Annotated in this window: 4 protein-coding genes and 1 tRNA gene; 2 read left to right on the forward strand and 3 right to left on the reverse strand. The window is 37.7% G+C overall.

Annotated elements, in window-relative coordinates:
- Positions 1-14: 14 nt before the first annotated feature.
- The gene (speC, locus tag PS053_RS10130; RefSeq protein WP_256878847.1) at positions 15-2,150 is read right to left on the reverse strand and encodes an ornithine decarboxylase; all 2,136 of its coding nucleotides are present in this window, start codon (positions 2,148-2,150) and stop codon (positions 15-17) included.
- 401 nt (positions 2,151-2,551) lie between these two features.
- Between speC and PS053_RS10135 the strand changes: the two genes are divergently transcribed.
- Together PS053_RS10135 and PS053_RS10140 are read left to right on the forward strand one after the other, a co-directional pair.
- The gene (locus tag PS053_RS10135; protein ID WP_000234474.1) at positions 2,552-3,259 is read left to right on the forward strand and encodes a DUF554 domain-containing protein; all 708 of its coding nucleotides are present in this window, start codon (positions 2,552-2,554) and stop codon (positions 3,257-3,259) included.
- Positions 3,260-3,364: 105 nt separating this feature from the next.
- A tRNA-Phe gene (locus PS053_RS10140) sits at positions 3,365-3,440 on the forward strand.
- Positions 3,441-3,707: 267 nt separating this feature from the next.
- On the opposite strand, the gene PS053_RS10145 is transcribed toward PS053_RS10140, so the two are convergent.
- Entirely contained in the window at positions 3,708-10,412 is a 6,705-nt protein-coding gene (locus tag PS053_RS10145) for a DUF3491 domain-containing protein (protein WP_273774873.1), read from the reverse strand.
- A 29-nt stretch (positions 10,413-10,441) separates the two neighbouring features.
- On the reverse strand, positions 10,442-12,649 hold the full coding sequence (locus PS053_RS10150; protein WP_273774874.1) for a TcdA/TcdB catalytic glycosyltransferase domain-containing protein: 2,208 nt from the start codon (positions 12,647-12,649) through the stop codon (positions 10,442-10,444).
- Positions 12,650-13,207 lie beyond the last annotated feature (558 nt).

The raw sequence follows: 13,207 nt of genomic DNA on the forward strand, positions 1-13,207 counted from the left end.
CCGTTTTTTTATTCTTACTTCAACACATAGCCGTACAACCGTTTCATACCATCCGCATCGGTTTCGCTATAGACACCTTGTAGCTCCGGCGAAAATCCTGGCAGCAAATTCACCCCTTCTTCCAACGCGAGAAAATAACGCTGAACCGCCCCGCCCCAGACTTCTCCTGGCACCACGCAAAGTACGCCTGGTGGATAAGGAAGCCCGCCTTCTGCGGCAATTCGTCCTTTAGCATCACGAATGCGCACCAGCTCAACTTCACCACGAATATAGGCACTGTGCGCGTCCTGGGGATTCATCACCACTGGCGGGAAACTCTGTTGGCGGAACATCGCTTTTTGCAGGTCTTTGACGTCGAAACTGACATACAGGTCGTGCATCTCCTGACACAACTGACGCAGGGTATAGTCGCGATAGCGCACTGGATATTTGTTATAAACGCCTGGCAACACTTCAGCCAGTGGCGAGTCATCCTCAATATGTTGTTCAAACTGCGCCAGCACCGCCACCAGTTGCGCCAGTTTCTCGTGACTTTCCGCCGGGGTTAATAAGAACAGAATGGAGTTGAGATCGCACTTTTCCGGCACAATACCGTTTTCACGCAGATAGTGCGCCAGAATCGTCGCCGGAACGCCAAAGTCGCTATATTCGCCGGTTTGCGCATCGATTCCCGGCGTGGTCAGGAGCAGCTTGCATGGATCAACAAAATACTGATCCTCGGCATATCCCTCAAAGCCGTGCCACTTTGCCCCCGGCTCAAAACTGAAGAAACGGCGGTCGGAAGCCAACACTGAGGTCGGATAATCCTGCCACAATTTGCCATCGACAACGGGCGGAATAAACGGGCGGAACAGCTTACAGCGCGCAAGAATCGCCTTGCGAGCGTCAATCCCCAACTCGACACACTCCGCCCACAGCCGACGCCCACTCTCTCCTTCATGAATTTTGGCGTTAACGTCCAGCGCGGCAAACAGCGGATAGAACGGGCTCGTAGAGGCATGAAGCATAAAGGCATTATTCAACCGTTTATGCGGGCAAAAACGTGCCTGCCCGCGAATATGGTTATCTTTTTTATGGATCTGCGAAGTCTGTGAGAACCCCGCTTGCTGTTTGTGCACAGACTGAGTGACAAAGATACCTGGATCATTTTCGTTAAGCGCTAACAACAACGGCGAGCTATCCGCCATCATCGGAATAAATTGCTCGTAGCCGACCCACGCGGAATCAAACAGAATGTAATCACACAGATGGCCAATGGTATCGATCACCTGACGAGCGTTGTAGATGGTGCCGTCATAGGTCCCCAACTGAATAATCGCCAGACGGAACGGACGCGGCTGTTCGGCTTTTTCTGGCGCAACGTCGCGAATTTGCTGGCGCAGATAATCTTCATTAAAACAATGAGCATCAATACCGCCGATAAAACCAAACGGGTTACGTGCGGCTTCCAGATACACAGGCGTCGCACCAGCCTGAATCAGCGCACCATGATGATTCGACTTATGGTTATTGCGATCGAACAACACCAGATCACCGCGCGTTAATAGTGCGTTAGTCACAACCTTATTCGCTGCCGAGGTGCCGTTAAGCACAAAGTAGGTTTTATCGGCATGAAATACCCTGGCGGCGAATTTCTGGGCATCCTTCGCAGAGCCTTCATGGATAAGCAAATCACCCAGTTTCACATCGGCATTACACATATCGGCGCGAAAGACGTTCTCGCCAAAGAAATCGTGAAAATGGCGTCCGGCAGGGTGCTTTTTAAAAAACGCGCCATGTTGATGACCAGGGCAAGCAAAGGTGCTGTTGTCCATCTCAACGTACTGCGTCAGCGTGTCATAAAACGGCGGCAGCAAATTCTCTTCATACCGACAGGCCGCGGATTCCAGTTCCAGCCAATGCTGCTCATTACCGTTGATGAGTGCCGTGACGCCCGCTGGCAACTCGACCACATATTCGGAAAATAAAAATACTGGCAGTTGAAAACCAATACGCTTAAGTAACGTAAGAATGCCGCTACGACTATCTGCAGCGGTAATAACAACTGCCGCAATATCAGTAAAATCAGTATCTTCCAACGCCACCACACGGCGATGAGTAGAAAGCCGGGAAACCAGTTCGCCACTGGCGGCAATACCCATTAATTTCATAAGCGCAAAACCCGTTTCGGGGAAGTTAAAATGCCGGGCAAGGTGGAAAACCCAGCCCCATGAGATGTGGCTAAAACTGGTCATCAGCTCCGACTGCCGGACATCAGTAAAAGCAGAAACGCTCTGATTTTACTGTTATCTCGCAGTGAGCGTGCGTTAACGTCACCGCATGAAAATCAGCGTCACAGCACGGGAGGCATTTCGCGCAAAATGGCGGAAAGCGGGAGAATGCAAGGAGGCGGCATACATCAGGCAAACTCCGTACAGGAAGGGGAAAATTTGCGCAATCATGGCACCTTTCATCAGAGCGAGCAAGCCAGGACTTTGCGACCAGACAAGCCATCAGGCAGCGAATACGTTCATAATGAGAGTATCTGACAATACAGTTAGCAGGAACTCTTGTGGTAATTGGTCCCTTTATCAATGCAGGTGCAGTATTAACAGGCGGCGTTCTTGGCGCTCTGTTGAGTCAACGCTTACCGGAGCGGATCCGTGTCTCGATGACGTCCATTTTTGGCCTGGCATCGCTGGGGATTGGTATTTTACTGGTAGTAAAATGCGCCAACCTTCCCGTTATGGTATTAGCCACCCTGTTGGGAGCGCTGATTGGCGAGTTTTGTTTTCTGGAGAAAGGAATCAATAACGCTGTTACCCGAGCGCAGAGTCTGTTTCGTTCCCCACACAAAAAACCAACGCATGAATCATTTATTCAGAATTTTGTGGCGATTATCGTCCTGTTCTGTGCCAGCGGTACCGGGATTTTTGGTGCAATGAACGAAGGAATGACTGGCGATCCGAATATTTTGATCGCCAAATCGTTTCTCGATTTCTTTACTGCGATGATTTTCGCCTGCTCGCTCGGCATTGCGGTGTCAGTAATAAGCATTCCATTACTGATCATCCAGTTAACCCTTGCCAGTTGCGCCACGCTGATATTGCCGCTGACCACTCCTGCAATGATGGCTGACTTTAGCGCCGTAGGCGGATTACTGCTGTTGGCAACCGGTTTGCGCATTTGTGGCATAAAAATGTTTCCGGTGGTCAACATGCTACCGGCATTACTTCTGGCAATGCCGCTTTCCGCCGCCTGGAGCGTCTGGTTTGCCTGACGATGCGTGCAATAGCGGCAAAGTGATGATAGATTGTGCAGTCTGCCGTAAATTGAAGAAATTTAATTGACGAGACAAGGCGAATCAGGTTTAATGCGCTCCGTTGCCCGGATAGCTCAGTCGGTAGAGCAGGGGATTGAAAATCCCCGTGTCCTTGGTTCGATTCCGAGTCCGGGCACCAAATTCATATCAACGGACCTCCACGGAGGTCCGTTTTTCGTTTCAGAGCTTTATTCTTCAGTGTCAACGTCATTGCCCGAATGTCATCGCGGGTATCCCCCAGTCAGACAGTGTTTGTGCCCTCTTTAACGTATACAGAGGGCTAACCTATGGCACTGACCGGCGCAGAAATCCAGGCAACAAAGCTCACAGACAAGGCTGATTCCACCCTATCCTGTTCAGAGCGAACTTCACGGAGCTGAAAAATTCAGAAGGCATATATAATGGATTAATGATATTGCCAAAGAGTATTATAAATTAGAACATCCCCACTGGTTTGCTTAGATAACTCGAATATATCTCTTAATAACAGAGTGTCATTACTTAAAGATATTTTTGTTTCCGATGTATTTAAATCCACGCGTAAGCTACTTCTTGGTCTTAACGTCAATTCAAAAGAACCATAGGACCATATAAATTTTAGAGTACATTTATTTCCTTTTACATTAGATAATATTTTCACTTCCTCAGATGTATCTGTAAAACTTGATACATTAATAGTCTCGGGGTTCCTGTTATCATTATTTAAGAAAATAAGATGAGACGGTTGTTTTACTCCATTGAAATAGTAGTGACACCCTCCTTCTCCAAAAACATGTGATGATTTCCCTGAAGATATATAAAACTCCGCCCCCGGATTAGTTACTTTGTATATAAACATGTCTTGGGAAGAAACAACTCTATAATTACCAAAATCAAATTCACTAACATTATCCTTAAAGAAAAAAAGACTGTTATTTTCTAATATATTCAGGGGTTCTAATACACCAATATCACGATGATGCTTTTCGAATTTTGGAATATCAATCTTTGCTGCGACTACGGGCCTTACTTTATTCGTGGATAGTTCTAACTCTATACCATCAAGAGTATACATAACTATTTTTCCTAAATAATCATATATGTTGCCCCCCTTATCCCCGTGAAATTCAATATGTTTCACAGAAGCACCATGATTTCCTCTTAGGTATAAAACTATTTTATCAGAGTGCCTGATGATATTTCTTATATTATTTACAGGAAAATCAAGTTGGACATATTGAATGAGACTATCTGCATCCAAAATAATTTTAGCAATGAAAAAATCATTAATCTTATTAGGAATGGTTATTACATTTGAACCTTTTCCGGGATATATAGTTGCACCTGAACGCCCAATGACAAAGTGATTATCGAATTCATTACCAATAAAAACATTAATCCCATGGTCAGAACCAATAATGGTATTTATATTTTTTTGGATCAGCGCCATATTTGATTCAATTTCAGCTTGATAAACAGCCACAGTTTGTTGGCTCGTCAGATTTAAATTGACAAAAACATCAAAATTTTTTGATAATTGACTAAATGATAGTATGTTTTTTGCTCCAGGAGCGCCTATTATATTAAAATTACCAACACCATTGGGGAAAACAGTAATACCTTTCTCGCCTCCTCTGACAGTGAACCAATGAGTGCTTAACTTATATAAATCATCACTATTCTTAGGAGAAAAAATATCATTATCCAATACAGGAAGAATTATCTTCACATTTTTATTACCTGTAACAACCTCAGCATTTTTATTCATTATTTCAACCAAAGGATAATTTTCCCTTGCAACCTCTTGAAAATCATCCCAGGTCATTCTAATTACTTCTGTATTGGCCACAATTTGAGAGGAATACCCCAGTATTACGGTATCATAATTCCCCTTTTTTATCGTCGGTACATGTGAAGGCCATACCCTGTTTGCAAACCCTCGAACTAATCTCGATTCTGATAAAGATAGTTCCCTGCATCTTTCCCCTCTATTCCCCCCACCAAAACTAGGAACATGCAGGTCATCATCATTAACACAAGCAACAGCATATTTACTTCTTTTTCTAACTTCCATATCACTCAGCTTTGGATCATTTCCAATATTTTTTCCACTGTTATATGAAAGATCACCTGATAATTTCACATTTTCTGTTGAAAGATCTAGTTTTAGATTACCAATTATATCAATTGCCGAAAGGTCTATTACTCCCCGGGAAGTATCAACTTTAACAACATTACGTCTTGCAGCAGTATCTAGATAGTGCTCAACTTTTTTCCAGGCGTCTCTTCTCTCATTTTCCATGTGAAGATGTGCTTTAAACGTCTTTATATCTTGTTGTAAAAAAATAAGCGGCAGAGTGGCTAATGCGATGGGAGGGAAGGCAAAACTAGATAGTGTAAGCGCGGTATAAGTTGATGCAAAAGCAACATCTATTTCTGCCAGCATTTTATCTAAACTGCCACTTTTCTCCGATGTATATCTGTGAATAGATTCACCAAGAGACCATAAGTTTAATGCTGTATCGATGACAGGAAATTTAATTACATTAGCTATCTTAGATAAAATTCTTCCTTGAACTCCACCAATTCTTGTTGCAACTTGAGACAACTTAATAGCAGCCATTGTTTCTAAACGAATCTGAGAGATGCTGGTGCCAAATTTTTCTACTCCCATAAACATCAGGCTCGTGCCCACAACTTTCTCTACTACTGTCTTTATATCTGACACGAAATTCGCATGGTCTATCGCTGATACATAGCCACCATACCCCGTAATTTTCATATATTGAATAATACCGACAATAGCCATAATTCCATCAATATTCATTTCATCAATGGCTTCAGTTAATGAATCAAGGCCTTGTCTGAGCGTTATATTTAAATCTGAAGTATCAATATTAACATTTATATTTTTATTATTATCTAAATCATACAGCGATAACTTAACACTATCACTTTCACTATTAGGATTAACTGAATTAATTCTATATTTATGAACATTTATATCGCGTAATTTCTCTGATATTTTCTGGTGAATAGCACTTAAGATCCCCGAAACTGATTCTTCTTGAATTTGAAGCTTACTTAGTAATCCAGTACCAACGTTATCTGTTAGAAATACATCCTTCACAAGGATTTTGTTTTGCTCTGATACTTTATTAATTTCATTTATAAGTAATTTTATTTTCTCATGTTCTTTTGCTGTTATGTAGTTCGTATCAATATATTTTTTCAATATATCTAAGCTTATTGTCATTTTGTATAATTCATTAAATGAAAGCTTTGATATACTAAATTTTTCATCTATTCTTTTCCCATTAAAGAAAACGCCATAATTATATAAATCGATAATTTTAAATACTCCATCACCAAGTTGAATATCCATATTCAACTTTCTCAATTTTTCAACTGAAGATAAATGTTTTACTGATGTAAGTTGACAGGCATCATGATCAATAATTCTTCCCCATTGATTATCTTCCATGATAAACATATCTATAGCAACATCACCTTTCTTACCCGTATAGATTTCTTTTATATCTGGAGAAATGCTAACAGAACTCTCAATAAACGCTAATGATTGTTCCAGAGATGAAAAATCAGCATATCCGAAGTTAGGATCTGTAACACGAACCACATCATCGAAGACGGATACTACAAAACTGTGATGTTCTGTGGTTATCAGAATATTATTTATGTTTTTGTCTTTTAAGTAATGAACAACACTTGCTGTATTAAAATCAGTTAACCGTATTCTCTCAAGCTCCCCGGACTGTAATAATTTATTATTCCCATGCTGCTGATAATATTCAATTTGTGATACAGTGTTTTTCAACAATCGATGATCACTTTCTGAAAGATGTGCATTGTCAGATATATCTTGTTGATATAATGAGCTGATTAAATCAAGGTTCTCTTGTAACGTATTATATTTTTCTTTAGTATCAGCAAGGATATATAACTCACTTAAACCGATACAACGCCCTTCATTGGGTGAAAACAACATCTGGGGATGATATCTTGGCTCACTACCGGAGTATTTTATCACGGCTTCATGCCATAATCTGGCATTGTGCCCATAAAAGTTTCTCCATTCCAGAGCTCTATATTTTGCCCGAATAGAAATATCATGTAATGTCGGGGATGATATTGGTGATTTAATATAACTATCGCTTCCTGTATAGCCTATACTTTCCCATGTTACGGGATCAACTAATGGTGAATCCATTATAGAATATATTGATGGAAGTCTATATTCTTTTTCCTTCAAGAGAATTTCTGATACACTGGGCAGTTTATTATGCACGATAGATGAAATACAGTCGATAAAAGATCTGTTGCCCGTTAATCCTTCACTAAGAGCACTTAAAGACATATGTTCATATTGCTTTGATTTACTTAAAAAGTTAGTAATATCAGCATCACCTGATAACATAAAATCAAGGGATTTTTGCTTGAATATATATTTTATTAAATTAGCATTAATATTACCTTTATTCTTTATGATAGTTCCAGTCTCATATAATGCGGAAAAATAATTTTTAAGATTTTCAAAAATTATATCTTTTTTACTATCTTGTATTTCTTTAATGCCAGATATAATTACATCATCTGACAAAGCATTATCCGTATTAGAAAACTTTACTCCCAGCCCAGACACATTCTGATTCATAATCGATACAAAATATCTATTAATATTTTTCGTATCGATATCACTTAATATTCCAGCAATGATCTCATGATGAATTTTGCTTTGCTTACTGGAATCTCTGACAATCTCTTCGATACCGAATAATTTATTATATAATTTATCTAAAATAGAAGAGGTATCCACATCGAACGTTGATGCATATTTGGATACAATATCGACTAACTCTTTTGATGGTGCTGAAACAGCAGCATTTTGTATAACAACTCCAGACTCTTTGCTAATGAGCGAATACTTAGCAATTCTTTCGATATCCTCAAATCCATACCCGTCATGAATTATGTTTTTTATTAAACTATTATCATTAAACTCAATATTTATTTCTTTTACTTTAACTCTATCAGAAAATTCACTTTCTTTTAATACACTATATAGTTCTTTAATTTTTTCTGCATTCTTTGATATATATTTATCCCATAACATATTAATATGTTTTTTCTTATATAATCCCTTAAGATTTTTTGTTAGTGTATCGACATCTTTTATATCATATACATTAATAGGATTACCGCTCTTATCTACTATTTTTCTTAATGGTGAAAACAATGTTTTGTTTTCTATGTCGATTAACTTAGCCTTTAAGAAATCATCCTCAGAAAGATTTGTTGATATAATCAATAATCTTTCTTGTCCATTTTTATCAATAATATCAAGCTGTTCTTTTTCTTTCAGTCTTAGATATTCCAATAATAACCTTCTCTTCGTTTTATCATGTTGCCCATTTAGCAGTTTATAAATTAATTGTCTTCTGGATTCCATTATCCATAACTCCCTCAATATGAGAGATTTATTTATATTATTATCGTTCCAAATATATACTACGGTATTACTATCACTTGCCAAAAGAGAATTTATAGACTGAACATTATCTTTAAATTGTTTATGAATATCTGACATCAGATAATGTATCTTATTTTCAATAGGGAGTGTAAGATGCTTTATTTTCTCAGCCAGTTGTTCTGCTAATGATATGCCTACCCATTTAACAAGACTATTAGTTTGAGATATCAAATACTTGCTTATCTTTTGATCTACTTGAGATATCTCTTCCAGATCTATAGTACTACCACTAATTATTCTATTATAGTCATCCTCCATTGAAGGCCACTTTTCTTTTATTGCTTTTTTTATTTCTGGCGGCCAACCAACAGTTAACTTTGATATATTTATTTCTGTTGGCGTTATATTCCACCCAGAATTTTTCTTCAATTTATCAATATTAGAAAATATATCTTCTATCTTCTCTAGTTTAGCAACCCAGGTACTTGCATCGTCAGGCGTAACATCATTAACACACACCGAGTTAGCATTAACCCAGTCATAATGAACACCTTTTGCACCTTCAATCACTTTAAGATTCCCTACAAATGAATCTTCCGCCAATCCTTTGAAGTTTCTGGCTTCTCTATCAATCCGGCACTCACCCAGCTCACCTAATGAATTATAGTAATCTTTCATCGCCATCATAATGGCATCTGGGCCAGAAATAAAAAGCGTGCTGTATTTTTTAGGGATAATTGAGTCCATTCGATAATTAGAAAAAAGACTATTTTCAGAATAATATTTTTCAGGAATGAAGTCTTTTTTTATTGGCTGACTAACACTTTCTTTTTTACTTACACTGTCAAATACTTTAATATCCAATATATTCTTTATGGCATCATCATTATAATTCGTTTTATATTGCGATAATTTTTCACCATCCAATAAGACAATCTGGTCGAAGACAGGAGAATTATGAGGAGGAAGCTTTTTTAAATGATATTTTTCAGCTTTATTCAATCCTGAAGCAGAAAAAAGTTCTGTCATATATTCTTTAAACTTTTCTGTTTCTGAAAACTCAACAACACCACCATTTGCATCATAAAAACCATATTTTCGCTCATTATCGTTACCAATAGCCCAGGCAGCCATTGCATGACCAGGAGCCTCCAGTTTCAATAAAACTGGATTATCTGTAGTTTTTGGGGAAATTATTAAATCTATAACTTGTTCAACTGTTTGATGTGCTATTTTTTCTTTCCATATTTGTGTTAAGGTAGAGCTCAACGGATTTTTTGCATGAAGTTTAGCCAAGCTTGTTAACAGTTTGTTGGCATTTGTTATTTCTACTTCACTATATAAACCAGGTTCACTTAATACCGCTGCTGTTGAATATAGATTTTCCAGAAATAGCTTTGTCTGCTTCTGTGAAGATTGGTTTTCAAGGTGTTTTGCAGTAAGAACCAAAATAGACAACGGATCACAACGACCTCCATATCCGTCACCAGAAAGGTTTAAGAAAAATAATTGTGGTATCAAGAATTCAACAGCATATTTATCCGTAGAACCTTTTGATACGACATTATTGAAAAGCTTATGGTACTCTTCTACATTAGAATGGAATGTAGCCAGTAACGCACGTTTTTCAATCTCATAGGCCATAGCTCCTTTTTGCTCGTTACTTAAGCTATTTATATTTTTTTCATCAGCTTAACTAACTTTTTAATGTTCATGTCACTACGAAATCCATCCACTATCCTCTCTGCATTTCCTGAACTATAGCCTCTTAAGAAATCCTCCGTCGCTCTAATATCTTTAGGTTTTAGTCCACTTGCATTGCTATCAAGTAGTGCTCCATATACTGCCAGATCTTTTTTTAAGTCTTTAAGAACCTCTTTATTTTTCTTTTTATTAGCGGCATGCTTCACCCCCGACACGACCAAATTTGCTTCTGCCTTTTTATCTCCCCGATGAAAATCAAGAGAATTAATATTATCTGAATGTTGTTGTGCTATGTTGCCTGTATCTCGTAACTTCTCTCTTACCTCAAGAAGCTTTTTATAGGCTATTTCTTGCCTGTTTATTACGAAATCAGTTACTTTACTTCCTTTATGTGTGGCAAGGAAATTATTATTTGCACGAATATTCCAGCCTTTCTCCTTCCCCCAATATTGATAACGTTTTGACATCACCATTGAGTCTCTGATTATCATAGTATCGATAGGAGAAAATATATCTTTAGGGTCAAGTTGTTTTATCTTGTCGATGATAACAGAGAGACGTTTTCTGTCTTGTTCAGGGAGTTTATTTTTTATTCCTGAACTTGGTTCTTTACTTATAATAGAAAGAATCTCATCATTTAATGCCCTTCGATGATGCTCTTTCTCTAAGAAATCATAATTAATACTATGCTCTTGAATTATTTTGTAGACATTTTTTCCATAAGCAGGAGTGACGTCATAATCTGTATATATTCCACCATATTCTTTGAGTATATAAACACGTAATTGATCTGTCGCAGACGCATAATTGCCACGCAATATCAATTCTTGTTGATATCGTTGTTTATATTGTACTTTTTTCATCTCCGGCAACTTTGTTGCATCATGAATATGAAAATTATCTTGGCCAAAGATATTACTCAATTCATCATCCAGAGAATATGTTTTTATCTTGTTTTTATGGATAACCTCTTTAAATTTCTCAATTCTCTCATTATCATAATGTAAAATTTCTTTCAGAAATGAAATTCGATCTTGATCGCTGAAATTTAATATCCCTCTGGTATAGGCATAATTCATTACAGCGTCCTGGATCTGTAGAACCGACTTTAATAAGTTAGTTTCAAAAAGCGAATTTAATTTAGCATGAAAACCATCATCAGGTTGCTCCTTATTTTTTAATACATTAAGCTCCTCGATAGTTAAACTGTTAATAACTTCACTTTTTGCATGTTCAAGTGCTACACTTTTTAATTGAGAGTTAAATTCATAAGCTGCAAATGCGTTAGGGTCTATCCACAAATTAAAAGAAAAATCAGGATAAGCTGCTTTATATGCTTTTGCATATTTTGTTATAGTCTCAGGTGGCGCGCCAGCGATCCAAATCACATGAATTTTTTTATCTATTTCCACCTTAAGTGATTTATATTCGCTATGCAATGAACTAATTATTTCAGATATATTATCCTGAACGACTGGAGATACATCAGCCCGAAGCTTTTCCAAAATACTTGCCTGGTTTTTTAGACTTTCAATGCCTTTTCTGCTATTTTTTTCTGGTAGACTTATATAGGTCCTAATTTCATCCTTAAGGATTTTTATCAATTTCTTATCTTTGGGTGACACCGTATCAATATGACCAAATATCTTATCCTTTATGTTATCCACTGTTAGTGAATATTTTGTATCTTTTTCCGCAGTTTGAATAATCTCCTCTGTTTTTTTTATGTTGTTTGTATTCCTTTTTTCCCTTTTATGAATCACTTGCGTTTGACTATTATTTTCTCTTACAGATTCAGGATGTTCTTTGATACCAGTAGGTATTAAATTTCTATTGTTATTTTCTGATATATGATGAGGTAACGAAGTTACATCTTTTGGCTCCTGCTGTAAGTTATAAGAAAAAAATGGTATCTGCAAAGGTTTAGATATTAACAACCCTATATAATGAATAATAACCGACTTCCAGTTCCTGGCCGATGTGGTCGCAGGTAAAGGTGAAGGCTGTAGAGTTCTTCTTATTTCACTCTGAATAATTCCACCTATAGAAATTACGTCATCTACAGACAAATGTCTTATTTTTCTATTCTTTTCAAGAAAATATAAATTTTGCCTTTCACTTCTTCTTTGGCGAACTTGTTTTGTGACATCATTTGTGTTTTGGGTTTCTATATTCAAAGTAACCTCCTATATAATTTATCACGTATACTTTTTTTGTGAATATAGGTAAATTTGCTGGCCGTAAGGAAATATCAGTGAATCACCGACCAGTAATCCACTTCCTTTCAAAGAAAAACGAGGTGCTAATTTTTTCGATGTGTGATGAGATCGCCACAAACACTCGCGACTATCTGTATCTATGGATATTTTCTGAACCAGAAGAGTCAGTGCATGATGCTGATGTCCGGGAAGAAAGATCAGAGTAAGGATGAGTCCTGTCCCTGGACTTCATCTGACTGATTTCATATAAGGAAACTACCACCATTGATTCTCTGGCGTTTCGAACTATCACGGATAATGATAAAACAGCAAAGCTACCGCACATTATTTGCAAAGACGCAAATAATGTAAAATTTGTCATCTGTTCTAAATCCTAACAACCAGCATGGTAATACTGTCAATCAAATATAGATAAAATGCATAAGTGAATCGCTGTAGATAATCCATAAACATCTGATTCATTGATAATATTGATTTTTATATTCGGTCGTAAACGGCTGACCATACTGACACTGA

The sequence above is a fragment of the Escherichia albertii genome (assembly GCF_028622335.1).
GTDB classification, from domain to species: domain Bacteria; phylum Pseudomonadota; class Gammaproteobacteria; order Enterobacterales; family Enterobacteriaceae; genus Escherichia; species Escherichia albertii.

What these genes read in the sequence shown, in the direction of transcription:
- speC (WP_256878847.1), bottom strand. Translation starts at nt 2,150, where the DNA reads ATGAAATTAATGGGTATTGCCGCCAGTGGCGAACTGGTTTCCCGGCTT.
- PS053_RS10145 (WP_273774873.1), bottom strand. Translation starts at nt 10,412, where the DNA reads ATGGCCTATGAGATTGAAAAACGTGCGTTACTGGCTACATTCCATTCT.